The organism is Paenibacillus sp. MAHUQ-63 (assembly GCF_028765165.1).
In the GTDB taxonomy this organism is placed as follows: domain Bacteria; phylum Bacillota; class Bacilli; order Paenibacillales; family NBRC-103111; genus Paenibacillus_E.
In genome coordinates, this window is the sequence record NZ_JARADB010000011.1 from 41,051 (window position 1) to 68,050 (window position 27,000).

Annotated in this window: 22 protein-coding genes; 16 read left to right on the forward strand and 6 right to left on the reverse strand. The window is 52.8% G+C overall.

Translation table 11 applies throughout. The annotated features are described in order from the left end of the window. Positions 1–403 precede the first annotated feature (403 nt). The 7 genes from argC (at position 404) to argH (ending at position 8,487) form a co-directional block, all read left to right on the forward strand. Complete coding sequence (argC, locus tag PUT07_RS32545; protein WP_274472958.1) at positions 404–1,453, forward strand: N-acetyl-gamma-glutamyl-phosphate reductase; 1,050 nt, start codon at positions 404–406, stop codon at positions 1,451–1,453. A gap of 25 nt (positions 1,454–1,478) precedes the next feature. Then, positions 1,479–2,705, forward strand: coding sequence for a bifunctional glutamate N-acetyltransferase/amino-acid acetyltransferase ArgJ (gene argJ, locus PUT07_RS32550; RefSeq protein ID WP_379241195.1), 1,227 nt, complete (start codon positions 1,479–1,481; stop codon positions 2,703–2,705). Between the two features lie 38 nt (positions 2,706–2,743). Then, a complete protein-coding gene (gene argB / locus PUT07_RS32555; RefSeq protein WP_274472996.1) occupies positions 2,744–3,514 on the forward strand; it encodes an acetylglutamate kinase in 771 nt (256 codons plus the stop codon). 20 nt (positions 3,515–3,534) lie between these two features. Continuing rightward, positions 3,535–4,731, forward strand: coding sequence for an acetylornithine transaminase (locus PUT07_RS32560; RefSeq protein ID WP_274472960.1), 1,197 nt, complete (start codon positions 3,535–3,537; stop codon positions 4,729–4,731). Positions 4,732–4,759: 28 nt separating this feature from the next. Then, entirely contained in the window at positions 4,760–5,719 is a 960-nt protein-coding gene (argF, locus tag PUT07_RS32565) for an ornithine carbamoyltransferase (RefSeq protein ID WP_274472962.1), read from the forward strand. Positions 5,720–5,755: 36 nt separating this feature from the next. After that, on the forward strand, positions 5,756–6,994 hold the full coding sequence (locus tag PUT07_RS32570; protein WP_274472963.1) for an argininosuccinate synthase: 1,239 nt from the start codon (positions 5,756–5,758) through the stop codon (positions 6,992–6,994). Positions 6,995–7,071: 77 nt separating this feature from the next. Then, entirely contained in the window at positions 7,072–8,487 is a 1,416-nt protein-coding gene (gene argH / locus PUT07_RS32575) for an argininosuccinate lyase (protein ID WP_274472964.1), read from the forward strand. Positions 8,488–8,542: 55 nt separating this feature from the next. Here the strand turns inward: argH and PUT07_RS32580 are convergent, their stop codons facing one another. The 3 genes from PUT07_RS32580 to PUT07_RS32590 form a co-directional block, all read right to left on the reverse strand. Further along, positions 8,543–9,430: a DUF4097 family beta strand repeat-containing protein gene (locus PUT07_RS32580; protein ID WP_274472965.1), complete on the reverse strand. Its 888-nt coding sequence runs from the start codon at positions 9,428–9,430 to the stop codon at positions 8,543–8,545. 3 nt (positions 9,431–9,433) lie between these two features. Then, the gene (locus PUT07_RS32585; RefSeq protein WP_274472966.1) at positions 9,434–10,192 is read right to left on the reverse strand and encodes an HAAS signaling domain-containing protein; all 759 of its coding nucleotides are present in this window, start codon (positions 10,190–10,192) and stop codon (positions 9,434–9,436) included. 129 nt (positions 10,193–10,321) lie between these two features. Beyond that, positions 10,322–11,767: a VanW family protein gene (locus PUT07_RS32590; RefSeq protein WP_274472967.1), complete on the reverse strand. Its 1,446-nt coding sequence runs from the start codon at positions 11,765–11,767 to the stop codon at positions 10,322–10,324. A gap of 253 nt (positions 11,768–12,020) precedes the next feature. Here PUT07_RS32590 and ftsE point away from each other — a divergent pair, with 253 nt between their 5' ends. The 5 genes from ftsE (at position 12,021) to PUT07_RS32615 (ending at position 17,881) form a co-directional block, all read left to right on the forward strand. Then, entirely contained in the window at positions 12,021–12,707 is a 687-nt protein-coding gene (gene ftsE, locus PUT07_RS32595; RefSeq protein ID WP_167055104.1) for a cell division ATP-binding protein FtsE, read from the forward strand. After that, positions 12,697–13,614 (forward strand): permease-like cell division protein FtsX, encoded by a 918-nt coding sequence (ftsX, locus tag PUT07_RS32600; protein ID WP_274472968.1) that lies wholly within the window; start codon positions 12,697–12,699, stop codon positions 13,612–13,614. The genes ftsE and ftsX overlap by 11 nt, the downstream gene beginning before the upstream one ends. Positions 13,615–13,744: 130 nt before the next feature. After that, a complete protein-coding gene (locus tag PUT07_RS32605; RefSeq protein WP_274472969.1) occupies positions 13,745–14,935 on the forward strand; it encodes a murein hydrolase activator EnvC family protein in 1,191 nt (396 codons plus the stop codon). Between the two features lie 75 nt (positions 14,936–15,010). Continuing rightward, the gene (locus PUT07_RS32610; RefSeq protein WP_274472970.1) at positions 15,011–16,474 is read left to right on the forward strand and encodes a S41 family peptidase; all 1,464 of its coding nucleotides are present in this window, start codon (positions 15,011–15,013) and stop codon (positions 16,472–16,474) included. A 123-nt stretch (positions 16,475–16,597) separates the two neighbouring features. Then, positions 16,598–17,881 (forward strand): PDZ domain-containing protein, encoded by a 1,284-nt coding sequence (locus tag PUT07_RS32615; protein WP_274472997.1) that lies wholly within the window; start codon positions 16,598–16,600, stop codon positions 17,879–17,881. 298 nt (positions 17,882–18,179) lie between these two features. Here the strand turns inward: PUT07_RS32615 and PUT07_RS32620 are convergent, their stop codons facing one another. Both PUT07_RS32620 and PUT07_RS32625 read right to left on the reverse strand, forming a co-directional pair. After that, a complete protein-coding gene (locus tag PUT07_RS32620; RefSeq protein ID WP_274472971.1) occupies positions 18,180–19,001 on the reverse strand; it encodes an OmpA/MotB family protein in 822 nt (273 codons plus the stop codon). Further along, positions 18,985–19,785: a flagellar motor protein gene (locus PUT07_RS32625; RefSeq protein ID WP_274472972.1), complete on the reverse strand. Its 801-nt coding sequence runs from the start codon at positions 19,783–19,785 to the stop codon at positions 18,985–18,987. The genes PUT07_RS32620 and PUT07_RS32625 overlap by 17 nt, the downstream gene beginning before the upstream one ends. Before the next feature lie 285 nt (positions 19,786–20,070). On the opposite strand from PUT07_RS32625, the gene uvrB reads away from it, so the two are divergent. The 4 genes from uvrB (at position 20,071) to PUT07_RS32645 (ending at position 25,927) form a co-directional block, all read left to right on the forward strand. Further along, a complete protein-coding gene (gene uvrB, locus PUT07_RS32630; RefSeq protein ID WP_274472973.1) occupies positions 20,071–22,068 on the forward strand; it encodes an excinuclease ABC subunit UvrB in 1,998 nt (665 codons plus the stop codon). A gap of 36 nt (positions 22,069–22,104) precedes the next feature. Continuing rightward, the gene (gene uvrA, locus PUT07_RS32635) at positions 22,105–24,987 is read left to right on the forward strand and encodes an excinuclease ABC subunit UvrA (RefSeq protein WP_274472974.1); all 2,883 of its coding nucleotides are present in this window, start codon (positions 22,105–22,107) and stop codon (positions 24,985–24,987) included. 290 nt (positions 24,988–25,277) lie between these two features. Next, positions 25,278–25,439: a hypothetical protein gene (locus tag PUT07_RS32640; protein ID WP_274472975.1), complete on the forward strand. Its 162-nt coding sequence runs from the start codon at positions 25,278–25,280 to the stop codon at positions 25,437–25,439. Positions 25,440–25,723: 284 nt separating this feature from the next. Beyond that, the gene (locus tag PUT07_RS32645; protein WP_274472976.1) at positions 25,724–25,927 is read left to right on the forward strand and encodes a hypothetical protein; all 204 of its coding nucleotides are present in this window, start codon (positions 25,724–25,726) and stop codon (positions 25,925–25,927) included. A gap of 104 nt (positions 25,928–26,031) precedes the next feature. Here the strand turns inward: PUT07_RS32645 and PUT07_RS32650 are convergent, their stop codons facing one another. Then, positions 26,032–27,000: a sugar phosphate isomerase/epimerase family protein gene (locus tag PUT07_RS32650; RefSeq protein WP_274472977.1), complete on the reverse strand. Its 969-nt coding sequence runs from the start codon at positions 26,998–27,000 to the stop codon at positions 26,032–26,034.

Below are 27,000 nucleotides of genomic sequence, written 5' to 3' on the forward strand. Positions count from 1 at the left end.
TATTGAATCAGGCGGGGTAACCCCAAAGACTGTCAGGCCCTGAAATGCACGCCCAATGGTAGATCGTGTCTAACAATTGGAGCGCACTTCGCGGCCTGACGGTTTTTTTGATAGGGCGAGCGCTGAACTCCACAAAAAAAAGTTGCTAGTCCACTGCTCAATTTGGGATAATATAACTGTTCGTTTTCTGAACAAGCCGTCTATGCATATTATGAATATTTTTTCGTGGAGTCCCTGAGGGAAACAGCTCTTGGGGTTTTCGTTCAAAAAGCTGTCAAACCCTTGACCGATCCTGCATCTTCTGACCTAAATCCAGCGAAAAAGGACGAAAAAAATTCATTGAATTATTATGTATATGACTGTATAATCATACATATATTTTCGGAGTAACGGGGGAATTCATATGAGTCAAGGCGTTAGAGCGGCAATTATCGGAGCTACTGGATACGGCGGCGTGGAAGTCATCCGCCTCTTGCAGGCGCATCCATTGGTGACAATCACTTCGGTCATTTCGACCTCGAATGCGGGAGCGCCATTGGCGGACCATTTTCCACATTTGCAAGAAATCGTGGTTGATATACTCGACGAATTAGACGTTAATTTGATCGCAGGCAAAGCCGACGTCGTGTTCCTGGCCACACCGGCGGGCGTCAGTGCGGAGCTTTCACCGAAACTTTTGGCTGCGGGCCTGAAGGTTATTGATATTTCCGGAGATTTGCGTTTGAAGTCCAGCAGCGATTACGAGAAATGGTATAAAAAGAAACCGGCCTCCGAGGACGTGCTGGCGAAATCGGTCTATGCGCTATCCGAAGTGTTCGGAGACGAAGTGAAAGGCAGCGATCTGGTCGCGAATCCGGGCTGTTATCCGACAGCAACGCTGCTTGGTTTGATCCCGGCTGTCAAAGCGGGCTGGATCGATCCTGCGACGATCATCATCGATGCCAAATCCGGCGTATCCGGAGCGGGTCGCGGGGTGAACCTCGGCGTGCACTACGCGGAAGTGAACGAGAATCTAAGCGCGTATAAGGTGAATAAGCACCAGCATATTCCGGAGATCGAACAGGCGCTCAGCCGTGTAGCGGGGAAACCGGTCGTTACTACGTTTACGACACACCTGGTGCCGATGACACGCGGAATTATGTCGACGATGTACGCGACGGTTCAAGGCGAGCATACGACAGCCGATTTCATCGAGCTGTATCGTCAGTTCTATGAAGGCCGGAAGTTCGTGCGGATTCGCCAAGAGGGCAAATACCCGTCTACGAAGGAAGTTGCCGGCTCCAACTACTGCGATATCGGCTTTTCCGTGGATGAACGGACAGGTCGTGTGACGATTGTGTCGGTCATCGATAATGTCGTGAAGGGCGCTGCAGGGCAGGCTATTCAGAACTTGAATTTGATGTACGGCTGGGAAGAAACAACCGGATTGCTGTTCGCGCCGGTTTATCCATAAGAAGAGGACATGTGAGGAGACGAGAATCTTGGATAAAGCTAGTTTCACGGTCGTGCCGGAGGGCACGGTAACGACGCCGAAAGGCTTTCGCGCAGGCGGTCTGCACTGCGGTTTGAAGAAGACGGAGCGCTTCGATTTGGGCGCTATCGTATGTGATGTGCCGGCGGCAGCGGCGGGCGTATACACGCTGAACGCGTTCCAGGCGGCACCGCTGCGCGTGACGCAGGAGAGCATCGCGCAAGGCGGCAAGCTGCAGGCGATGATCGTCAACAGCGGCAACGCCAATGCTTGCACGGGCCAGCAAGGCGAGGACGACGCCTATGCGATGCGTGCGGCTAGCGCGAAGGCGCTGGGCGTGGCGGAGCATCACGTCGGCGTCACAAGCACGGGCGTGATCGGCGAGCTGCTGCCGATGGGCAAGGTGCTGTCAGGCATCGAGCAGCTGCCGCAGCGCATTCAAGCAGACGGCGGGGAAGACTTCTGCCAAGCGATCCTGACGACGGATCTTGTGCAGAAGATGACATGCGTTCGTCTTACGGTCGGCGGCAAGGAGGTTCACATTGCCGGGGCAGCCAAGGGTTCGGGGATGATTCATCCGAACATGGCGACGATGCTCGGCTTCATGACGACCGACGCGCCGATCGAGAGCGAGCACCTGCAGGCGCTGCTTAGCAGGATTACGGATAACACCTTCAACATGATCACCGTTGACGGCGATACAAGCACCAACGACATGGTCGTGGTGATGGCCAGCGGTTTGGCCGGCGGTGAGACGCTGACACCGGCGCACCCGGATTGGGAAGCCTTCGCAGCAGGCTTCCAGTATGTCGGCGAGTACCTCGCCAAGGCAATCGCACGCGACGGCGAGGGCGCAACGAAGCTGATCGAGACGACAGTCATCGGCGCGGAGAACGATGAAGCGGCGCGGAAGATCGTGAAGTCGATCATCGGTTCGAGCCTCGTGAAGTCCGCCGTGTACGGCGCTGACGCGAACTGGGGCCGGATCATTGCGGCCGTCGGTTACTCGGGCCAACCGGTGAATGTGAACACGGTTGATATCCGCTTGGGCGATATCGCTGTACTGGAGCAATCGCGTCCGGTAAAGTTCGACGAGGAAGCGGCGCTGTCTTATTTGAAAACGGACACGATTCAAATACACGTGAATTTACATATGGGCGCCGGCAAGGCAACGGGCTGGGGCTGCGATTTGACATATGATTACGTACGCATCAACGCGGCTTACCGCACTTAAGAAGGGGAACGAGCGCAGTGAAGAACAATTGCTTTGTGATGAAATGCGGCGGCAGTACGCTTGCGGCGCTGCCGGCCAGTTTTTTTGAAGATATGCGTCAGCTGCAAGAAGAAGGCATTGTCACCGTGATTGTGCATGGCGGCGGGCCGGCGATTTCGGATACGCTCGGGAAGCTGGGCATCGAATCCGGCTTCGTGAACGGACTCCGGGTAACGACGGAGGCGGTGCTCGACGTCGTGGAGATGGTGCTATCCGGCCAGATCAACAAAGAGATCGTCCGGCGCATTCAATTGACCGGTGCGGCGGCGCTCGGATTGTCTGGTGTGGATGGACATCTGATTGAAGCGAAGCCGGTGGCGAACAGCCATGAAGTCGGTCTTGTCGGCGACGTAACGAAAGTCAACGCCGAACTCATTCAGGGCGTTGTGAATATGGGCTATATTCCGGTCATCGCGCCTGTCGGTCTTGGTGCTGACGGTGGCCAGCGTTACAACATCAATGCGGATACGGCGGCCGGTGCCGTTGCGTCGCACCTAGGTGTCGAGCAGATGGTCGTCGTAACGGACGTTCCCGGCATTATGAAGACGGTGGACGGCGAGAAGCAGGTACTGCCTGTCGTGAGCGTGGCGGAGATCGAAGAGATGATCGCTAGCGGAGACATTTATGGCGGCATGATTCCGAAGGTTCGCGCAGCGATTGCTTGTATCCAAGGCAAGGTGCAGGAAGTTGTGATCGTGAACGGAGCGGAGCCGAATGTGCTGAGCAAAGTGCTGAAGGGCACGGGAATCGGAACAAGAATTGTACGATAAACACTAAGGAGGGAATGTACATGAGTGAAACGGGGAAAAGCTCGCTCTTTCCAACGTACGCCAGATATCCGATTACGCTGGTGAAAGGGGAAGGCAGCCGGCTGTGGGATGACACAGGCAAGGAATATATCGACTTGATGAGCGGGATCGCCGTAGCGAACCTTGGGCACGCGCCGAAGGAAGTTAAGGAGGAGCTTGTGCAGCAGTTGGATCAGCTGTGGCACGTAAGCAACCTTTTCCATATTCCGAATCAGGAGAAGCTTGCATCGTTGTTAACGGCGAACAGCTGTGCGGATGCCGTTTTCTTCTGCTCCACGGGAGCGGAGGCGAACGAGGCTGCGATCAAGCTGGCACGCCGTTACAATCAGAAGGTGCTGAACAACGGCCGGTACGAGATTATCACGTTCAACATGTCGTTCCATGGACGTACGCTCGCAACATTGACGGCAACGGGTCAAGATAAAGTGAAGGAAGGCTTCCTTCCGCTTCCCGAAGGCTTCGTCTATGCACCGTACAACGATATCGAGGCTGTCCGCAGTCTTGTGAATGATAAAACATGCGCTATCATGCTGGAGATGGTCCAAGGAGAAGGCGGCGTGCTGCCGGCGGATCCGGAATTCGTGAAACAGCTTGCCGAGCTGTGCAAGCAGGAGAATCTGCTGTTGATTGCGGATGAGATTCAAACGGGTGTAGGACGCACAGGCAAGCTCTTTGCCTATGAGCATTATGGGGTTGAACCGGATATTTTCACATTGGCCAAAGGTTTGGGCGGCGGGTTCCCGATCGGGGCGATGCTCGGCAAAGCTTTCTTGGCGGAAGCGTTCAACGCGGGAAGCCACGGCTCGACATTCGGCGGTACGCCGATTGCGACGGCTGCCGGCTATGCGGCGGTGAATGCGATTCTAAGCCAGCAGCTGCCGGAGCGCGCAGCCGAAATCGGCGACTATACGATCAAGAAGCTGGAGAGCAAGCTGGCCGGCAATCCGCTCGTCGCGAAAATTCGCGGCATCGGGCTTTTGATCGGCATTGAGTGCACCCAGCCTGCAGGCGAATTCATCAGCGAAATGCATAAGCGTGGCGTACTGGTCATTCCGGCGGGGCCGAACGTGATTCGGTTAGTGCCTGCTTTGAATATACCGCAAGCGGATTTGGATCAAGGGCTTGATGTGCTGTGCGCCGTCCTCTCGGAGAAGGCAGCGACGATCAGCGCGAAGTAATGAGGAAACAGGGAGAGAGGTTGAACGAATGAACACAACTTTACAAGAAGAAGTGGCGGCCCAGTTGAAAGGTAAGGATTTCCTCGCACTGGCTGATTATACACCGGAAGAAATTGAATATTTGATTCACTATGGCATCGAGCTGAAGCGCAAGCAGAAGGCGAGAGAGCCGCATGCCGTGCTGGCCGGCAAGACGCTCGGCATGATTTTCGAGAAGTCCTCGACGCGTACGCGCGTTTCATTCGAAGTGGGGATGTACCAGCTTGGAGGGCAGGCTTTGTTCCTGAGCAAAAACGACCTGCAGCTCGGACGCGGCGAAACGGTTTGGGATACGGCGCAAACGCTGTCCCGTTACCTCGACGGCATTATGATCCGTACCTACGAGCATCGTAAAGTCATCGATCTGGCACGCGGTTCAACGGTTCCGGTCATTAACGGTTTGACGGACTATGCCCATCCTTGCCAAGTCATGGCTGATTATCAGACCGTGCTTGAGAAAAAAGGCCGCCTGAAAGGCATCAAAGTCGCTTACATCGGGGATGGCAACAACATGGTGCATTCCTTGATGGTGGGTGCGAGCAAATTAGGGATGGACTTCGCGATCGCTTCGCCGGAAGGGTACGATCCCGATCAGGAAGTCATTCAGAATACGAAGGAAAATGCCGCACAATACGGCGGAAGCTTCCTGTTGACGCGCGATCCGCGTGAGGCGATTGAGAATGCGGATATCGTCTACACCGACGTATGGGCCAGCATGGGCTTTGAAGCCGAGCAGAAAGAGCGCGAGATTGCGTTCAAAAACTACCAAGTCAATGAGGACCTCGTGAAGTATGCCAAGTCCGATTACTTGTTCATGCATTGCTTGCCGGCACACCGCGGCGAAGAAGTGAGCGAAGGCGTCATCGACGGCTCGCATTCGATTATTTTCGACCAGGCAGAGAATCGTCTTCATGCGCAAAAGGCTATTATGGCCGCGACCATGATATAATAAATAGAACTATAGGAAACGGAGAGATTACTAGACATGGCTAAGGAAAAAATCGTACTCGCGTATTCCGGCGGGTTGGATACATCGGTTATTTTGAAATGGCTGAAGGAAACGTATGACGCCGAAATCATTGCTTTCACCGCGGATATCGGGCAAAAAGACGAGCTGGACGGTCTGGAGGAAAAAGCGCTCAAAACCGGCGCATCCAAAATCTACATCGACGATCTGCGCGATGAGTTCGCGAAGGATTTCATCAACCCGATGTTCCAAGCGGCGGCTTTGTATGAAGGGCAATACTTGCTCGGCACGAGCATTGCGCGTCCGCTGATCGCGAAGCGTATGGTCGAAATCGCGCGCGCGGAAGGCGCAACGGCGATTGCCCACGGCGCAACCGGCAAAGGAAACGACCAAGTGCGTTTCGAATTGACAGCAGCGGCGCTTGCTCCTGAGATTTCTGTTATCGCACCTTGGCGTCTGGAAGAATTCCGCGAGCAGTTCCCTGGCCGCGCTGAGATGATCGCGTATGCCGAGAAGCACGGCATTCCGGTAACGGCTTCCGCTGCCAAGCCTTATTCGACCGACCGCAACCTGCTGCACATCTCCTTCGAGAGCGGCATGCTGGAGGATCCTTGGTTCGATGCGGCAGCTGACTCCAACAAAGATATGTACGTTCTGAGCGTGGCGCCGGAAGATGCGCCGGATCAAGCGGAATACATCGAACTGGAGTTTGAGAAAGGCGACTGCGTCGCCATCAACGGCGCGAAGCTGACTCCGCTGCAAGTGATGGAAACGTTGAATGAAATCGGCGGCAAGCACGGCATTGGCCGTGTGGACATGGTGGAGAACCGTTTCGTCGGCATGAAGAGCCGCGGCGTGTACGAAACGCCGGGCGGTACGATTCTGTTCACCGCTCACCGCAAAATGGAATCCCTCACGATGGACCGCGATGTGATGCACCTTCGTGATTCCCTGATCTCGAAATATGCGAGCCTGGTATACAACGGCTTCTGGTTTGCTCCGGAGCGTCTGGCGATCCAAGCGCTTGTGACGGAAAGCCAAAGAAACGTGACCGGTACGGTTCGCTTGAAATTGTACAAAGGCAACGTCATCGGAGCCGGCGTGAAGAGCCCGGTATCCCTTTATAATCCGGATATCGCTACGATGGAAGCCGATCCGACCAAAGCTTACGATCAAGGCGATGCAACAGGCTTCATTCGCTTGAACGCGCTTCGTCTGAAAGTATCTTCCGGTGTCGAGCAGAACGCGAAGAAATAAGTTTATCATAAGCTGTGAACCGGGCTTTCCCTTGTGGAAAGCCTTTGGGCTGTAAATATAGAGAGGAGTGGGTGTGCGTGTCAAAGCTATGGGGTGGACGATTCACGAAACAAACCGACCAATTGGTCGAGGAATATACGGCATCGATTACATTTGATAAAGAACTCGCGGAAGAAGATATTCAAGGCAGCTTGGCCCATGTTACCATGTTGGGGAAATGCGGGATTCTTCCTGCTGCGGATGTCGAAACGATCAAGGACGGCCTGCTGCAGGTGCAAGGCATGATTCGCCGCGGCGAGCTGGCATACACCATTCAGAATGAAGATATTCACATGAATATCGAGAAAACATTGATCGACCTGATCGGTCCTGTCGGCGGCAAGCTGCACACCGGCCGCAGCCGCAACGACCAAGTCGCGACGGACATGCATCTCTATTTGCGCAAACGCGTCGTGGAGTTCGTCGGACACTTGATCAAGCTGCAGGAAGCATTGATCGATCAAGCGAAGAAGAACATCGACACGATCATCCCGGGCTACACGCATCTGCAGCGTGCGCAGCCGATCTTGTTCGCGCACCACATGATGGCCTATGTCAGCATGTTCCAGCGTGACCTCGAGCGCTTGCAGGACAGCTACAAGCGCGTAGACGTTCTGCCGCTCGGCGCCGGCGCGCTCGCCGGTACGACGTTCCCGATCGACCGCCATTTCGTGGCGGAGCAGCTCGGGTTCGGACGCGTGTACGAGAACTCCCTGGATGCGGTCAGCGACCGCGACTTCATCCTGGAGTTCCTCTCCAACGCGTCCATGATTATGATGCACCTGTCTCGCTTCAGCGAGGAGATGGTGCTGTGGTCTTCCACAGAGTTCGCGTTCGTTGAACTCGACGATGCGTTCTGCACCGGCAGCTCGATCATGCCGCAGAAGAAGAACCCGGACGTAGCGGAGCTCGTCCGCGGCAAAACAGGCCGCGTCTACGGCAACCTGTTCGGTCTGATGACCGTGCTGAAGTCGCTGCCGCTGGCGTACAACAAAGACATGCAGGAAGATAAGGAAGGCATGTTCGATACGGTTCGCACGCTGCAAGGCGCGCTGCAATTGTTCGCCCCTATGGTTGCGACGATGAAGGTGAACACGGACCGGATGAGACAAGCCGTTAACCAAGACTTCTCCAATGCGACGGATATCGCCGATTACCTGGTGAACAAAGGGCTGCCGTTCCGCCAGGCGCATGAGGTGATCGGGAAAACGGTGCTGCATTGCATTCAGAACAAGAAATATCTGCTCGATATGAGCATCGAGGAATTCAAAACGTTCTCCGAGCTGTTCGAGTCCGATATCTATGCGGTGCTGCAGCCGGAGCAAGTGGTCAATGCGCGCAATGTTTACGGCGGTACAGCCAGCAATCAAGTATCCGAAGCGATTGTCCGCGCCGAGCAAGTGCTCGCCGCGTCCAACGCGTGGCTGCAAGAATACCTGGAGAAAAGCAAATAAACAAAAGCCTTCAACGCCATCCGGCTGGATGGGAGTTGAAGGCTTTTTTGCTGCTTTACCGGCCGGTGACGGAGATATAGCCGGTATCGACGCGGATTTTGACTTTCTTGCTGCCGTCGCCGAGGGTGCCTTTGGCGGCATGATGATCTTCGCGGTCTACGGTTAGACCGGGCACTTCCAGATTGACGGCGCCCGTATCGGCCGCTAGATCGAAGTTGACGTTCTTAGGCACGGGATCGAGCGTCAATCGCACGCTGCCGGTATCCGACTCCAGAGAGACGGACTCGCCGATCTCGGCCATTCTGGCTGTGATGCTTCCCGTATCGGTCTTCAGCTTCGCATCGCCCTGTCCTTCTTGAATGTGAATGCTGCCCGTATCCGTTTGGAGGTTCATCGATTTGCCTTCGTAACGATCGAGCGAAATGTTGCCGGTATCCGTATTGACCGTCAGCTTCTCGGCTTTCAGGTCGTTGAGTGCGATGCCGCCCGTATCGGAATTGACGGTAATGGCTTTGTACATTTTGTCCGGCAGCGACACTTCGGTTTTCAGGCCAAAGCCGCGGCCGGCGATCCAATTCTTGAATTCGGTTATGTCGAAGCCGATATCGAAGTGATCTTTCTCCTTCGTGCAAACGTCTACGCGCCATACATTGCTGCCTTCCGTCACCGCCTCTACCGTACACTCGTTGGCGTTCTGCTCGCGCATCGTACCGGATAGGCGGACCTTGATTTCATCCCCGTTCGTCGGGACGAAAGTGATGTTGGAAATATCGTTTTGAATGATTATCGTATCAATACTAGCGGCAGATATTTTCTTCTCGATATCGACTTTGGCGATGCCGGCCTCGAGATCTAACGTCTTGAAAGAAATAGCTGAACCTACCAGACCCACGGCCAAACAGGCAAAGCCAGTCAGTAGGAAAAATTTGTATCCACGTTTCATGGCTTAGGCCCCCTTAATGAGTTTGGCGTTGAATTGGATGTACGACCAGCTGAGTTTGAAAAAGGCTTTGATCAGCCAAGTGCTGATGGTCGTCAGAATGACGCCTAAGCCGAAGCAGCTGAGCATGGCAAAGCCGATGAAACGCAGATCGTTGCCGACCGTGCCCATGAAGCTGCTCAGCATACCGGCGATCGGGGCGACAATCAGAGCGAATCCGGATGCAAATAGTGCGATTAGCGTGGCCAAAATGCCGAACCACGGACCTACCACGAACAGCAAATTGAAGAAGCCCAGCGCGATAGATACGATAATCGCCTTGATTCCGGTCTCCTGTTTAACCGGATAGGGGTACGGAGGCTGCTGGCTATAATAGGGGTTCGGCTGCGGCGGCGTGTACGGCGGGAAGCCTGGTGCGTCCGGTGCCTGCTTGGGTGCTGGGCCCGGTTCAGGTCTTGCGTAAGCTCTGTCCAATGGAGGGAGCTTCTCCTCCGCGTTTCGGATTGGCGGCTCAGGACTGACGAAGGGCATCTCCTTAGGTCCCCTGGCCGACTGAGGCTCATGAGGCTCTTTAGGCTCCTTCGGTCCATCCCAATTCGGTACTCGCGGATAGCCGAGCGATTGGGCGACCTCGTCCTCATGCTTGCCGTTCTCAACCGCCTTCTGAAACAATTCTTCGTAAACAGACAATATATTTTGGCGCTCCTTCTCCGGAAGTCCGCGCAGTCGATAGTTTAATTCTTTGAAATAATCAACCTTACTCATCGTGCATCCTCCTTATGTGCAATCTCTATATGCTTATCTTAATAAAAAAAAGTCATAGTGACCTAGTAACTACAGTCACATGACCTTTTGATAAAAGACATATATTTGCGGCCGATCCAGTCACAAAGCTTATCGGAAGGACGGTCCTTTGACGCCGTCCTCCAAGATGGGTTGCTGTGGAGGCTCAGTCCCTCCGCCTTCCTCGGCCTTGACGTCGCCGCGGTTGGAGGCGATCAGTGTAGGAACAGCCGAGTACTGATCTTTGGAGATCAGTTCTCTGCTAACGATTGCCCCGTTCTCCTTTTTAATTCGGTACGTCTCTACCTTATAGCCTGCTTTGCCGGTAGAGATCGGCCGGGTAGCGCCAGGGGCTAAGCTCGGGTTGTGTAAATATTTGACCGGAGGTTGAATCGTTTCAACGACCTTGGAGTCGATGTCGTAAGTGACCGATGGCGACATATGCCCGTAGAGTTTAACCGTAATGTCGTGGTCCGTTGTTACGGTGCGGATTAAGAGGTAAGCGTCCGTGTTGTTGCGGAATTTGAAATTGATATAGCCGTTCGCGAATGTCGCATCTTGTCCCAATGCGATATACGAGACGGGCAGGGAATGGTTGCGCCGCTCCACGATCTGCAGCCCGCTGCGCAGCACGGCATTGTACAGCGTTGTCGAAACTTGGCAGATGCCTCCGCCGATGCCCGGAACGAGCTTGCCGTTCAAGATGACCGGGGCTTCCTTATAGCCGAATCGGCTCTCGGTCTGCGCGATGATTTTGCTGTAGTCGAACGTCTCGCCGGGGGCTAGAAGCATGTCTTGGATAGACGCGGCGGTAGAGCGGATGTTGTGGATCCGACCTTCGCCCGACACCGGGAAGGCGGTCGTGAACTCGGATATTTTGCGCTCAATTCCTTGCTTCCTTAAAGTTTCTACCGTCACCGAAGGGCTCTGTTCGTAGAGGGGAAGCGTCAGTCTGATCGGCGCAGCGTAATGGATGTAAGAGACCGAGGGGGCGATTTCCCGCAAATGCTCGCTCAGATGGACGGTGTCAACGCGAAGAACCCGGCGCTCCGGTTCATAAATCAGTTGGTCCTGTGCCGTTACGACGCGCTTGGCCGGTACGGGCTGCTGGCTATAGAGATCCTTCCAAGTTTCTTTGACGGTTCCGGCAAGCCGCGTCTCGCTAACGGACACTTCGAGCGGGACATCGGCTCGCCGAAGCTGCCAGCGCGCTTTAATCCGCTCCCAGGGGGAGGCGCGGAACAGACGGTCCAACGCTTGCTTCAAAGCCTCGTCATGATATTCAATACCTAATTGTCCAAGGGTTAGCTGGCGATTGGCGATATCCGGATAGGAGGTTTGCAGCTGTACGGGAAAGGAGGACAACAGGTTCAACCGCTCGTCGTATTGTTGTTGAAACGTGTCGTATGGCATGCCGCCGACCCGCCAGCCTGCAACGGCGAATTTCGGAGGCAGCGTGCTTTGGGAACCATACATATATAGAGCTATGCCGAGCGCGCCCAGCATTCCTGTTACGATGGATACATGGATAGCGACTTTCCGAAGGTGGAGTGGCATGTCAGCGGCTCCTTTACATACGAATTGTGAAAAGGCCTGTACTACCATATGTATGTTCCCGGGGAACGATTTATGATTAAAACCTTATAAACCTCAAATGTGTACAAATCATGTTATAATGACAGTAACCAACATGAATAATGGTACGGTTTTAGAAGGAATTTCCGCTTTTGTGTCGAATTCATAAAGGCTAACTATACAACAGAGACACTTTGGGCTCAGCCCGAAGATCCATATTTTAGGATGTGATATTGTGATCGAAATGCAGGACGTATGGAAGACGTACTCCAACGGCACGCATGCATTGAGAGGGATTAATGTAAAAGTGGACCGCAACGAGTTTGTCTATGTTGTCGGGCCATCCGGCGCTGGTAAATCGACATTTATGAAGTTGATGTATAGAGAAGAAAGACCGACGAAGGGTCAAATTTTCGTGAACGGATTTAATCTGGAGAAGTTGAAGCAGCGCAAGATTCCGTTTCTGCGCAGAAACATCGGCGTCATATTCCAGGATTATCGCTTGCTCCCGAAACTGTCAATTTTCGACAATGTGGCCTTTGCCATGGAAGTCATTGAAGCACCGAAAAAGCAGATCAAGAAGCGTACGATGGAAGTGCTGGAGCTCGTGAAATTAAAGGATAAAGCGAATTCGCTGCCGTCGCAGCTATCCGGTGGCGAGCAGCAGCGGGTAGCCATTGCCCGGGCAATAATTAACAACCCATCCGTCATAATCGCCGACGAACCGACAGGAAATCTAGACCCGGAGACGTCATGGGGGATCATGAAGCTGATGGAAGAAATTAATTTCCGCGGCACAACAATCGTTATGGCAACGCATAACAAAGAAATCGTGAACACGATGCGTAAACGAGTCATTGCAATCGAGAACGGCCTTATAGCGCGTGACCAGGTGCGGGGGGAATACGGTTATGAAGATTAGCACATTGTCCCGCCACTTGCGCGAAGGCATGCGGAATGTCGTCCGGAATGGATGGATGACGTTTGCGTCGATCTCGTCGATTGCGATTTCCTTGTTTATTTTAGGTGTTTTCGTACTCATCACATTGAACGTGAACGATATTGCAAGCCAGATTGAGGATCAAGTCGAAATTAACGTCTACCTGGAGGTCAACACGCCTCAGGACCAAATAACGGCGCTGGAAACGCAAATCCAGGGCATCATCGGTGTGAAAACAATCAAGTTCGTCTCGAAAGAAGAGGGACTTGTCTACTTGCGCGAAAAGCTTGGCGAAAGCGGCAAAGCGCTGCTGGATGGATTCGAAGGGGAGAACAACCCGCTTAACGATGCTTTCACAGTCGAAGTGGATGACCCGAGGAACGTAGCGGCGGTAGCGGATCAAATCAGTGCGCTGAATATCGGCAAAGATCCGAAACCGATTTACAAAGTGAACTACGGCAAAGGGACTGTCGAGGCGTTGTTTAAAGTGACGCAGATTGTTCGCTGGGTCGGCTTTGGCATCGTGATTTTACTGTCATTTACGGCTGTATTCCTGATTGCCAATACGATTAAAATTACGATTCTTGCCCGGCGCAAAGAAATTGCCATTATGAAAATGGTGGGTGCGACGAATTCCTTTATTCGTTGGCCGTTTTTTATAGAAGGGGCACTGCTTGGCTTCGTCGGATCACTGATTCCCGCGGCATTGATTCTGGGCGGATATTGGAAGCTGCTGAATATCAGCTCATTGAATATGAATTTGCTCATGATCGAATTAACGCCATTCCGCGAGATTGCTCCTACCATGATTGCGTTATTGCTGGGAATCGGCATCGTGATCGGCATCTGGGGCTCCCTGATTTCCGTACGTAAATTCCTCCGCGTGTAGAAGACGGCTTATTAAGCCGGCTTTGAAGCATTTTTGTGTTTTCAAAGATTCAAAGATTAATAGATGGAAGTTGAAGAGAGTCAAGTTTCTGGAACTCGTATCAGGTTTTGAAAATGAGGAGGCTACGTGCTTGAAGAAGAAGATTCTACCCTTGGTACTGACACTTGGGATTACGGCTTCGCTAGCGGTCCCATATGCGGGTTATGCCGCATCGACAACGGAGAAGATCGATCAGCAGTTGACTCAGCTTAAAAAACAGAAGGCGGCAGCGCAGCAAAAGGCGAACGACGCCGAGAATCAAATTTCCAAAGTGCAGGACGAGAAAGATCAAGCTACGAAAGACATGAATACGTTGATTCAACAGGTCAATGAAGCCAGCAAGAAGCTGACTCAGTTGAATGAGCAAATTGACCAGGTTTCCGACACGTTAGAGGAGAACGGGAAGCAGCTGGACGAGGCTATAGCCCGGGTGGAAAGCCGCGACCAAATGCTGAAATCACGAGTGCGTCTGATGTACATGAACGGCTTCGTTTCTTATATGGATGTGGTTCTTAGCGCGACCAGCTTTTCTGACTTTTTGAATCGGATAGAAGCTTTGAAATCTATTGTAAATCAAGATAAGGTCGTGCTAGAAGCGAACAAGAAAGATAAAGAGATTGTAGCCAAGAAGAAGGAAGAAACCGAGCAGCAGTTGGAGAAGGTGAAGAAGCTATACGCCGATGCCGATGTGGTGAGAGACGAGCTGCAGGCGAAGGAAAAAGCCAAGGAAGTGAAGATCGCTTCCCTATCGAAGCAAGAGAAGGCTCTTGAGGGGATTTCCGAAGAGAACGAAAGATTGATCACACAATTAGCGAAGCAGGAAGCGGATCTTCAAGCGAAGAAACGGGCTGCGACCAAAGCCAAGTCGCCATTCACGTATGCGGGAGGCAAGCTGGGTTACCCGCTGGCCGCGCAAGCGCCGCTTACGTCGGACTTCGTGAACCGGATTAACCCGGTTACGGGCAGAAGCGAGAATCATAAAGGCATTGACTTGGGCGCTCCCAAAGGAACCGGCATTCTTGCCGCCGAGAACGGCTCCGTTATCTACGCCTCTTGGATGAACGGATACGGGAACTGCGTGATCGTCGATCACGGCAATGGATTATGGACGCTGTACGGCCATATTATGAATGATGGCATTTATGTCAAAGTCGGCGATGTCGTGAAACGTGGCGAGAAAATCGCCGGCGTAGGCTCTACGGGCCAATCGACAGGCAATCACTTGCATTTCGAAGTCAGGCTGAATGAAACTCCGACCGATCCCAAACCGTTCTTGCGATAGGACAACTTGGTTATAAAACAGGAAGGGCTTGTCATATACTACAAGCAGACGGGAAAAAGGTAGGTGAATCGCGCCTTGCAATTCAAAGGACGCACGGTCATAGTATTTGTTTTGTTAGCCATGTTCGCAAGCTCAATTGTCACGCTGACGATTGTGGACCCATCCTTTACATGGGGGCGGAGCGAGCAGCCGACGGGAAGCGCCGCCGCTGCTATAAGCTCTTCGTCGGGTCTTTCCAGCAAAGAATTAAGCAAAATTGCCACAACGTTTCAATTAATTGAAAGCAAATATTTGAAGCAACCGGATCATGAGAAGCTGGTGAACGGCGCGATCAACGGCATGCTGGAATCTCTGGAAGATCCGTTCACGGTATATATGGATCAGAAGGAAGCGCAGCAGTTCGACGAGAGCATCACATCTTCGTTCCAAGGAATCGGGGCTGAAGTTTCCTTCGAAGAAGGTAAATTCGTAATCGTATCTCCCATTAAAGGCTCGCCGGCAGAGAAAGCGGGCATTCAGGCCAAAGACGTCATTCTCTCGGTGAACGGGGAGAAGCTGGACGGCCTCACATTGAATCAAGCAGTCATGAAAATCCGCGGTCCCAAAGGCACGCAGGCGAAGCTCGACCTGCTTCGTCAAGGAGCGGGCGATCCGGTTCAGGTGATCGTCGTTCGGGATAATATCGACGTAGAAACCGTCTACGCGGAAATGCTGCAGGACCAGATCGGCAAAATTGAGATCCGCCAATTCTCCTCCAATACGGCTGTACGCTTCGCGGAAGAGCTGAAGAATCTGGAGGCCAAAGGCATGAAGGGGCTGGTCATTGACGTGCGGAATGACCCGGGCGGCCTGCTGAACGTTGTCGTCGACATCGTCAATCCTTTCGTGAAGAGCGGCAAGCCGATCGTACAGGTTGAGAACCGGGACGGGAAGCGGGAGCCGACGCCTTCGACGGGATCGGGCAAAAGCTATCCGGTGACAGTGCTGATCAACAAGGGCAGCGCAAGCGCTTCGGAGATTCTGGCCGGCGCGTTCCAGGAAGCGGTCGGCAGCAAGATCGTCGGTGAAACGTCCTACGGAAAAGGCACGGTTCAAGTCACTTTCGAGAAGGAAATGGGTGACGGCAGCAACATCAAAATGACCGTCTACAAATGGTTGACGCCGAACGGCAACTGGATTCACAAAACGGGTATCCAGCCGGATATCGCGGTGGAGCAGCCGGCGTATTTCAAAGCGGCTCCGCTTTCGAAGAAAACGGTGCTGAAGCAAGATACGACGAGCGACGATGTGAAAAACCTGCAGCTGATGCTGGCGGGGTTAGGATTTAACCCTGAGCGCTCGGACGGCTACTTCAGTGAGAAAACGACCATGGCCGTGAAAGCTTTCCAACGGACGAACGGCTTGCCGATGACCGGGGAAGTCGATACGGACACGGCGAACAAGATTGAGAAGCTGCTCTTGGCGCAGATTCGCGAGCCTAAGAACGATCTTCAATTGAAGGCGGCAGTTGGTCAAATTCAGAAGCAGCTCGGGAAATAATATTGGTGAGCTGCTGGAAATTGACCGTCAGCGGCAGGAAATAAGCGGTCGCAGTCGAAATATTGTAGGAAGGATGCTTCGGCAACCTTCCTACTTTTATTTTATTGAGGAGACCGAATCGTGATGGATGTTCTGATTCAACTCTTGGACAGGCTGCTGCAGGCAGCGGGGCAGTTGTTAATGAATCCTTTTTACTATATAGGCATCATCTTTATCGTACTGCATTATCGCAAGCAAATTCAGTTGGAGCGCAAGCTGTTTCATACGAAGCTGCATTCGTTGATGAATGAGACGTGGCGAACCGTGCTGTGGGGATGGATCGGCGGATTGGCCGCCTCGGTGCTCCTGTTGTTCGTCGGTGTAAGTATTGATGCCGAAGCCGTGCTGCTGCTCTGGGTCATTACGATCGTTTTGGTGATGGTGCGGGTCCGGTTCCTCTGCCTGGCTTATGCCGCGGGGATCCTGGGCGTCGCCCAAGCCGTTCTGTCCTGGCTGCCGAACGCGGCCGATTTGACGGCTTCCGTGCCGGTTCTGAAGATAGTGGCTAACGCGGACATCCCGTCTTTGCTGTTGATCGTGGCGGTCCTGCATCTCCTTGAGGGGCTGCTGACGCAGTACCAAGGGGCGCGGATGACGACACCGCTCTTCCTGGAAGGGAAGCGCGGGCAAATCATCGGCGGGCAGCAGCTGCAGGGCTTCTGGCCGGTACCACTGTTTCTGCTAGTCCCTGCTGCAGGCGGAGGTGAGCTAGGCTTGCCATGGGCAACGTTGTTCGGAGCGAATCTCGCTTCCGGCTGGACGCTGCTGGCATTTCCCGCGATGATCGGCTTCACTGAGCTGACGATATCCAAGCTTCCTCGACGGCAGGCCCGTTTCAGTGCGAACTTGTTATACTTGTACGGCTTGATCATGTTGGGGGCGGCGGTTGCTGCGCATTTCTGGCCACCGGTCCTGATCGCCGGCGCGCTGCTGAGCATGGCCCTTCACGAAGGATTGATTCGGTATAATCAATGGCTCGAAGATAAGCAGGCGCCTTTCTACGTGCATTCGCCGAGAGGGCTCATGGTGCTCTCGGTCGTGCCGAACAGTCCGGCCCAGGAGCTTGGCATCCAAGTGGGCGAGCTCATTCATAAAGTGAACGGCCACAAGGTGAGAACGAAGACCGACCTGCATCAGGCGATGGGGCTCAATTCCGCCTTCTGCAAGCTGGAGGTGTTGAACGAGCAGGGCGAGGTTCGCTTCCTGCATCGCGCGATTTTCGCGGGCGATCATCACCAGCTCGGCATCATTTTGGCGCCGGACCAGCAGGCGCTTTATTTCACGGAGCACCGGCCGGTACATCTCTTATCCTACTTGCGCGGCCGAATTACCGGATTGTTATCTAATGATTCGACCAAATCGATGTAAATAAAGAAAGAGACTGTCCCCAGCCTTTGTATGACTTACGGGCATCCTCATTTTTATGAAAAGGGAAATTGAGTGCGCTATTTGTCTAAATCTGATTCTTTTGGGTGGGAAACGGAAATACAGGCCTTTATTTGTCTGTGAACCTCTACTTATCGGCCAAAATTGACTAAATAACGCATCGTATTTCCCCTATCGCAAAGGATGGCCTGCTTTTCGGGTAAATAACGCATCGTATTTCCTTACATCAAAAGGGGCTGCCCCAAGGTCAATGTTGACCTTTGGGACAGCCCCCTTTCGTTTATTTGGTGCTGCCGACCGGAGCGAGTCCGTCGCGCAAAACGATGATTTCCACGCGGCGGTTCTTGCTGCGGTTCTCTTCGCTGTCGTTCGGCACTTTGGGCATCGTATCCGCATACGCTGTTGCGATGAATTTGTTGTCGTCGAGCTTGGCCGAATCGGTGAAATAGCGCAGTACCGACAGAGAGCGGGCGAAGGAGAGTCCCCAGTTATCTCTATAGGGGGAGCCCGTTGCGAGCGGGATGTCGTCCGTATGTCCCTCGATGCTGACCTTGCTGTTCAACGTCGGGAAGAGCGAGGCCAGCTTTTGCAAAATGGGGGCGGAGGCTCCTTTCAGATCGGCTTTGCCCAAATCGAACAGGAACAGATCGTTCAAAGTGATCGCCACGCCGCGTTCCGTATCGCTGGCGGATACTTGAGCCTGTAAATTTTGATCCTGAATGTAGGCTTGTACCTGTTTCAGAAGATCTTGAAGCTCTTTCTCGCGCTTCTCTTTCTCGCTGTTTTCCGGCTTGGTTTTGTCTTTCTCTTCCTTCTGATCGTCCAGACTCCGTTTGGTGTAATCTTGGTCCTTGCTCTCAGCATCGCCCTGCTTCGGGGTCATCTGTCCGTTAACGCCGTGGCCTTTCTCCAGGATGGAGTCCGCTTTCTGGAATTGCAGGTTTAATACTTGTGCAAGAACGGCATACTTTTGAACATCGACCTTACTCATGGCATACATAATGATGAAGAAAACGAGCAGAAGGGTGATTAAATCCGCATAGGTGATGAGCCATCTCTCGTGATTGACGTGCTCCTCTTTCTTCCTACTTCTCCGCGCCATAATCGGCTTCCTCCTCTACCGGTGCGGCTTTCTTGGACGATTTGTCGTGGAGGAAGGAGGTCAGCTTCTTCTTGATCAATTGCGGGTTCTCACCGGCTTGCAGGGCAAGGATGCCTTCAAGCATCAGTTCCATTTCGGCGACCATTTCTTTGCCACGCACTTTGATTTTGTTGGCAATCGGCAAATAGATCAGATTGGCGCTCATAACGCCATATAGCGTAGCCGTGAAGGCGACTGCAATCGCAGGACCGAGGCTGGAGGGATCCTCAAGATTGCCCAGTACGTGAATCAGTCCCATGACGGTACCGATAATCCCCATCGTTGGTGCATAGCCGCCGCCGGCTTCGAAAATTTTGGACATATTATCAACCTGGCTCTCGATTGCATCCATTTCGAGCTCGAGAATTTGTCTCGTCAGTTCCGGATCCGTGCCGTCCACGACCATCAGCAGACCATCCTTCAGGAAAGGATTGGTATGCTCCTGCGCGCGCTGCTCGAGAGCCAGCACACCTTCTCTTCTTGCGATGGAAGCCATATCCACAAGCTCCTCGATCGTTGCGGAGGGATCGCGTTTCACTTCCCGGAAGGCAATGCCGAGCGCCTTGGGGATCTTGGCAAGAATGGAGAGAGGGAAAGAGACGGCCACTGCGCCGAACGTTCCGCCGAACACGATTAACATCGCACTCGGAATAATCAGTGAACTGATGTGCCCGCCATCCCACATGTAACCGCCGATTAAACCGACAAGACCTAAGATTAAACCTAATACCGTTGTCAAATCCATGACTGTACCACTCCTATTTAGCATCAAAAGAATTGGGCCCTACAGGCAGCCTGTTAAAAACGGTTAAACGCGGTGAAATGACAGGCCGTAACAGATATTGCCGTTTGCATCAAAGATTTAAAAAGAGTATAATGGAAAAACCAGAACAAACATTCTTATGACGGATGTAAATGATTGCCATCATATATGCAGGAAGGTTCCATAACTTTCTTTATCGGAAACATAAAATAGAAAATGAATAGGCTAAAAGTCCGATTTATTATCAATAAGAGCAGGTGATTAGTGATGAGTGAACTTGTCAAAAGCTCAAGGAAATTCGAGCTTGTATCCGAATTTTCTCCGCAGGGCGACCAGCCTCAAGCCATTGAGGAAATCGTAAAAAGCATTCAAGCCGGCAATAAACACCAGACGCTTCTGGGAGCTACGGGCACAGGGAAAACGTTCACTGCGGCGCAGGTGATTGCGAAGCTGAATCGGCCGACCTTGATTATTGCGCATAACAAAACGTTAGCCGCACAGCTGTGCAGCGAATTCAAAGAATTTTTCCCCCACAATGCCGTCTCCTACTTCGTCAGTTACTATGATTACTACCAGCCAGAAGCCTACATCGCCTCCTCTGACACCTACATCGAGAAAGATTCCAGCATCAATGAAGAGATTGATAAGCTTCGCCACTCGGCGACAAGCTCTCTATTCGAGCGCCGTGATGTCATTATCGTCGCCAGCGTATCGTGCATTTACGGTTTGGGTTCGCCAATCGAATATGGCAACATGCTGCTGTCTTTGCGCGTAGGAATGGAGAAGTCGCGGAACGAGATTCTGCACAAACTGGTAGATATTCAATATCAGCGGAATGATCTGAACTTCGTGCGCGGGACGTTCCGTGTTCGCGGGGATGTGGTGGAAATTTTCCCGGCTTCCCATGGGGAACAGGCGGTAAGAGTTGAACTGTTCGGCGATGAAATCGAGCGGATCACCGAGATTAACGTGCTGACCGGCGAAATCATCGGCGAACGCGAGCATATCGCGATCTTCCCGGCGTCTCACTTCGTAACGCGCGAAGATACGATGAAGCGAGCGCTCGTCAACATCGAGCGTGAGCTGGAGGAGCGTCTTGCCGAGCTGAAGGAGCAAGGCAAGCTGCTGGAGGCTCAGCGCCTGGAGCAGCGGACGCGTTACGATATGGAAATGATGCAGGAAATGGGCTTCTGCTCCGGCATCGAGAACTACTCCGGACCGCTCACGTTCCGGGAGCGCGGAGCTACGCCTTATACGCTGCTGGATTATTTCCCGGACGACATGCTGTTCATGGTCGACGAGTCGCACGTGACGCTGCCGCAAATCCGCGCGATGTACAACGGGGATAGAGCGAGGAAAGAGGTGCTTGTCGAGCATGGCTTCCGCCTGCCTTCGGCGCTCGATAACCGGCCGCTGCGCTTTGAGGAATTCGAAGAGAAAGTTAACCAGATTTTATATATATCGGCCACTCCGGGACCTTACGAATTAGAGCATTGCCCGTATATGACGCAGCAAATTATTCGTCCGACGGGGCTGCTCGATCCTATTATTGAAGTAAGGCCGACCAAGGGCCAGATCGATGACTTGCTTGCGGAGATCCAAGATAGGATCCGGAAGGACGAGCGCGTGCTCGTGACGACGCTGACGAAGAAGATGGCGGAAGATTTGACGGATTATTTCAAAGAAATCGGCGTTAAAGTGCGGTATTTGCATTCGGATATTAAAACATTCGAGCGGATGCAGATTTTGCGCGATTTGCGTCTCGGCACCTTTCATGTGCTGATCGGGATCAACCTGCTGAGAGAAGGGCTGGATTTGCCGGAGGTTTCGCTGGTTGCCATTCTCGACGCGGACAAAGAAGGATTCCTGCGCTCGGAGCGCTCCATGATCCAAACGATTGGCCGTGCGGCGCGTAATGCCGAAGGCCGGGTCATCATGTACGGGGACAAAATAACGGAATCCATGGACAAAGCCATTAGCGAGACGAATCGCCGCCGGAGCATTCAGGAAGCCTACAATGCGAAGATGGGCATAACGCCGCAAACGATCGCCAAGAAAGTTCGCGACGTTATTGAGGCGACGAAGGTCGCCGAGCAGAAGTCCGACTATCTGGCGGACGTGAAGGGCGCGAAGATGTCGAAGAAAGACCGCACGTCGCTTATCGAGCGTTTGGAAAGCGAAATGAAGGAAGCGGCGAAAAACTTGCAGTTCGAACGGGCGGCGCAGCTGCGTGACGCTATTATGGAAATGAAAGCTGAAGCCTAGAGGGCTTCAGCTTCACATAGGAGAGGAAGGTTACACGTGTCTAGAGATCAAATCGTCATTAAAGGAGCTAGAGCTCATAATCTGAAAAATATCGATGTTACGATCCCGCGCGATAAGTTCGTCGTTCTGACGGGCCTCAGCGGCTCGGGTAAATCGTCGCTGGCCTTTGATACGATTTATGCCGAGGGGCAGCGCAGATACGTCGAATCGCTGTCTGCTTATGCCAGACAATTCCTCGGGAACATGGATAAGCCGGACGTAGACTCCATTGACGGTCTGTCGCCGGCTATTTCCATTGATCAGAAGACGACAAGCCGCAACCCTCGGTCCACAGTGGGTACCGTAACGGAGATTTATGACTATCTGCGATTGCTGTTCGCCCGCATCGGACGTCCGCATTGTCCGACCCACGGCATTGAGATTACTTCCCAGACCGTGGAACAAATGGTCGACCGCATTATGGAATACCCGGAACGCACGAAGCTGCAAATTTTGGCACCGCTCGTTTCGGGGCGCAAAGGCGAGCATACGAAGCTGTTCACCGATGTTCAGAAGCAGGGCTTCGTCAGGGTGCGTGTGAACGGGGAGACGATGGATCTCGCCGAGAAGATTGAGCTGGATAAGAACAAGAAGCATTCGATCGACGTCGTTGTCGACCGGATTGTTATTAAAGAGGATGTTCAGACTCGTCTTGCCGATTCTTTGGAAACGGCATTGAAGCTGGCGAACGGACGAGTGATTGTCGATATTATCGACCAAGAGGAGCTCATGTTCAGCCAGAATCTCGCTTGTCCGGAATGCGGCTTCAGTGTAGAAGAGCTGGCTCCGAGAATGTTTTCCTTCAACAGCCCGTTCGGGGCTTGCCCGGAATGCGATGGACTCGGCAGCCAGATGATTGTCGATCCGGATCTGCTTGTACCGGATACGAAGCTGACGATCGAAGAGGGAGCTTTCGAAGCCTGGGCGGGAAGCACATCCAACTACTATCCGCAGTTCCTGGCTGCAGTGTGTGAACATTACGGGATTTCTCGCGATGTACCGGTGTCGGAGCTGACCAGCGAGCAGATGAAGGTTATTTTGTACGGCACAGGCGGCGAGAAGATCCGGTTCCGCTATGAGAACGACATGGGAGCCACGAAGGAAGCCCTTGTTCCGTTCGAAGGAATCATTCGCAACCTGGAACGCAGATTCAAGGATACGTTCTCTGAGGGGATTCGGGAACACATTCAGACGTACATGAGCACGAAGCCGTGTCCGAAGTGCAAAGGGCAGCGTCTGAAGCCCGAAACGCTCGCAGTAACGATTAACGGCAAGAACATCGCCCATGCGACGTCGCTCTCCATCGGAGAAGCGGAGGCTTGGTTCAACGGGCTTGATCTGAACGAGAAGGAACAGAAGATCGCCAATCTGATCCTCAGAGAAATCAGAGCAAGATTAGGTTTTCTGGTGAATGTGGGACTGGATTACTTGACCATGCACCGCTCGGCGGGAACGTTGTCAGGCGGAGAAGCGCAGCGGATTCGTCTTGCTACGCAGATCGGTTCGAGCTTGATGGGCGTGCTCTACATTTTGGATGAGCCTAGCATTGGGCTGCACCAAAGAGATAACACGCGCCTGATCCAGACGCTTGAGCATATGCGCGATCTCGGCAATACGCTCATCGTCGTGGAGCATGACGAAGACACGATGATGGCTGCCGATTACATTATCGATATCGGACCTGGAGCCGGAATTCACGGCGGCCAAGTAATTGCCCAAGGGACGCCGGCAGAGCTGATGGAGGATGACAACTCGCTTACCGGGCAGTATCTTAGCGGCAAGAAGTTTATTCCAATCCCGGCTGCGCGCCGCAAGCCCAACGGCAAATGGCTCGAAGTCAAAGGGGCCAAAGAGAATAACCTGCGCAACGTTTCGGCGAAGGTGCCGCTCGGCGTCTTTACTTGTGTGACAGGCGTATCCGGCTCAGGCAAAAGTACGTTGATTAACGAAATTTTGTTCAAAACGTTGGCTCGCGACCTGAACGGCGCCAAGGTTCGTCCTGGCGAGCACCGGGAGGTTCTCGGGCTGGAGCATGTCGATAAGGTTATCGATATCGATCAATCGCCGATCGGTCGTACACCTCGTTCGAATCCGGCCACGTATACGGGCGTATTCGACGATATTCGCGATGTCTATGCGAACACGAGCGAAGCGAAGGTCCGCGGATATAAGAAGGGGCGCTTCAGCTTTAACGTGAAGGGCGGCCGATGCGAGGCATGCCGCGGCGACGGGATTATCAAGATTGAAATGCACTTCTTGCCGGACGTTTACGTGCCGTGCGAAGTGTGCAAAGGCAAGCGCTACAACCGTGAGACGCTGGAAGTGAAATATAAAGGCAAGAGCATCTCGGAAGTGCTGGAGATGACGATTGAAGACGGCTGTGAGTTCTTCAAGAACTTGCCCCGCATTCACCGTAAGTTGACGACGCTGCTGGATGTCGGTCTGGGTTACATGACGCTGGGTCAGCCGGCAACAACGCTGTCCGGGGGCGAAGCCCAGCGCGTGAAGCTGGCGGCGGAGCTGTACCGCCGCAGCACCGGCAAGACGATCTATATTCTGGATGAGCCTACGACAGGGCTCCACATCCACGATATCGATCGTCTGCTGAAGGTGCTTCACCGCCTCGTCGAGAACGGTGAAACGGTGCTGGTCATCGAGCATAACCTCGATGTCATTAAGACGGCGGACCACCTCATCGATCTGGGCCCCGAGGGCGGCAGCCGAGGCGGGCAGATCGTCGCTTCCGGTACGCCGGAAGATGTGGTGAAGGTGGCCGGGTCTTACACCGGCCAGTATTTGAAACCGATCCTGGAACGGGATCGGGAGCGCTCGGAGAACTATGCGAAGCGGTTGGAAGTGTTGGAGGAGTCGGTCGGCTAAGCTAAGCTGAGCGATGATGGGAAGTAGACCTCACGGCGGATGTCGTGGGGTCTTTTTTTTTCTCGGGGGTTCACTCCCTAAGCGAGTGTTCCGCCAGGATGTTCATAATTCCGACTAATTTACCTTGCGTTTTGTTAATACTTAATTGGATTCGACAATTTAACCCTCTATCAAAAAATAAGTGATTAGTCCTATAATGAATATAACGAAAGCATCACGATCTTTTAGCTGACAATTCAATGATCGAGCGATATAAGCAATCAAATCTATCTACTATATGGAGGCTTATTATGAAACCGACGTTAGAGCTACAAGAGATTGTTTCTGCTTTAGGCATCGATCCCTTCCGATTTTTGGCTTGGCAGGAACAGGAGTTAGCCCTGAAAGAACAGCAGCACACACCTATAGAAGAGCAGAAGGACGCATCGTCCATGTACGGGCTGGTGGTATAGTTGGATGATGTGTACTATGAATATTTGATATGAAGAACCTGCGCGTCCGGCATGGACATGGGGGTTCTTTTCTTTTGTTACGGATAAGGATCGTGTTATAAATCAGCGGGAAGCAGGGCATTTTATACAGAAGAGGCGGACTTGCGTAATGGCCTAAGGACCAAATGGTGACAAACTTGTTACACATGCGTCGAATGACTTGCATCTAGTGTCCATTCAAGCTAACATAGAATTAAAATAGCAGGACGTGTGCCTTGCACAGAGTATTAGAAGGAGGTTTCACCATGTTATTCGCGGCAGAAGCAGCAGCAACAACAAGCACGTATACAGCCTTTGATATTTATGTTTTGATCTTCACAGTGATCATTGCACTCGGAGTTATCAGACAAGTGGTTTCACCAAAAAGAAATTTGTTTGCATTAGGATTTGGAACCGTGGCATTGCTCGTATTCATCTTCATGGACTATGTCATGATTAGCGGCTGGTAATTCAACGCCCAAACAAGCTTCACAAGATAAAAGCCCACAGGCACGATCGGAAGATCGATAAGCCTGAGGGCTTTTTTGCAAGAGAGGGCTAAGCGGTTACCCGCTTACACCCACCACATTTCACCAAGCGGTTCTTTGATAAGAACTTGTTGGAGGTTTTGAACGGCTTTGGAGAAGCCTTCTTCAACGGACATCAAGCCGTCTTCGTGCTCGATGCTCACGACATAATCGTAACCGACCAGACGCAGAGCGGAGATGATGTCAGCCCATACTTTCATGTCATGGCCATAGCCGACGGAACGGAACTGCCATGCGCGGTCCAGCATGTTGGCGTAGGACTGCATGTCCGTCACGCCGTAGCGGTTCACGTTGTTGACATCCATGGATGTATCCTTAGCATGGAAATGGTGAATCGCGCCTGCGCGGCCGAGAATTTGCACGGCTTGTACAGGGTCGATACCCTGCCACCACATGTGGCTCGGATCCAGGTTGGCGCCGATGGCTTCGCCTGCCGCTTCGCGCAGACGGAGAAGGGTAGCCGGTGTATGTACGGAGAATCCGCCATGAAGCTCCAATCCGATTTTCACATTGCGGTCAGACGCATATTTACCGGTTTCGGTCCAGTAAGGGATGACTTTGTTCGCCCACTGCCAGTCCAAAATTTCCTGGAAATCATTCGGCCAAGGAGCAACCGGCCAGTTCGGATATTTCGCATCCTCGTGGTCGCCAGGGCAGCCGGAGAACGTGTTAACGACAGGCACCTCAAGGCGCTGAGCGAGATCGATCGTTTGTATAATGGCATCATGAAAATCTTTGGCAATCGGTTTTTGCGGGTGCAGCGGGTTACCGTGCACGCTTAGTGCACTAATTGTCAAACCGCGGGACTCTACTGCATGTTTGAATGCTTTCAATTTCCCTGCATCAGCAAGCAGTTCGCTAGGGTTGCAATGCGCGTTACCAGGGTAGCCCCCAGTTCCGATTTCAACAGCTTCTAAGCCTTTAGCCGAAACGTAATCGAGTGCTTCCTCTAAAGGTTTTCCACCGAACAGAACCATAAAAACGCCTAACTTCAT

Excerpts from the sequence above, each read along its gene's own strand:
- argC (WP_274472958.1), top strand. The coding sequence starts at position 404 with ATGAGTCAAGGCGTTAGAGCGGCAATTATCGGAGCTACTGGATACGGC.
- PUT07_RS32615 (WP_274472997.1), top strand. The coding sequence starts at position 16,598 with ATGGATGTTCTGATTCAACTCTTGGACAGGCTGCTGCAGGCAGCGGGG.
- PUT07_RS32570 (WP_274472963.1), top strand. The coding sequence starts at position 5,756 with ATGGCTAAGGAAAAAATCGTACTCGCGTATTCCGGCGGGTTGGATACA.
- PUT07_RS32650 (WP_274472977.1), bottom strand. The coding sequence starts at position 27,000 with ATGAAGTTAGGCGTTTTTATGGTTCTGTTCGGTGGAAAACCTTTAGAG.
- PUT07_RS32625 (WP_274472972.1), bottom strand. The coding sequence starts at position 19,785 with ATGGATTTGACAACGGTATTAGGTTTAATCTTAGGTCTTGTCGGTTTA.
- argB (WP_274472996.1), top strand. The coding sequence starts at position 2,744 with ATGAAATGCGGCGGCAGTACGCTTGCGGCGCTGCCGGCCAGTTTTTTT.
- PUT07_RS32645 (WP_274472976.1), top strand. The coding sequence starts at position 25,724 with ATGTTATTCGCGGCAGAAGCAGCAGCAACAACAAGCACGTATACAGCC.
- PUT07_RS32585 (WP_274472966.1), bottom strand. The coding sequence starts at position 10,192 with ATGAGTAAGGTTGATTATTTCAAAGAATTAAACTATCGACTGCGCGGA.
- PUT07_RS32590 (WP_274472967.1), bottom strand. The coding sequence starts at position 11,767 with ATGCCACTCCACCTTCGGAAAGTCGCTATCCATGTATCCATCGTAACA.
- ftsX (WP_274472968.1), top strand. The coding sequence starts at position 12,697 with ATGAAGATTAGCACATTGTCCCGCCACTTGCGCGAAGGCATGCGGAAT.
- PUT07_RS32620 (WP_274472971.1), bottom strand. The coding sequence starts at position 19,001 with ATGGCGCGGAGAAGTAGGAAGAAAGAGGAGCACGTCAATCACGAGAGA.
- uvrB (WP_274472973.1), top strand. The coding sequence starts at position 20,071 with ATGAGTGAACTTGTCAAAAGCTCAAGGAAATTCGAGCTTGTATCCGAA.
- PUT07_RS32580 (WP_274472965.1), bottom strand. The coding sequence starts at position 9,430 with ATGAAACGTGGATACAAATTTTTCCTACTGACTGGCTTTGCCTGTTTG.
- PUT07_RS32560 (WP_274472960.1), top strand. The coding sequence starts at position 3,535 with ATGAGTGAAACGGGGAAAAGCTCGCTCTTTCCAACGTACGCCAGATAT.
- PUT07_RS32640 (WP_274472975.1), top strand. The coding sequence starts at position 25,278 with ATGAAACCGACGTTAGAGCTACAAGAGATTGTTTCTGCTTTAGGCATC.
- argF (WP_274472962.1), top strand. The coding sequence starts at position 4,760 with ATGAACACAACTTTACAAGAAGAAGTGGCGGCCCAGTTGAAAGGTAAG.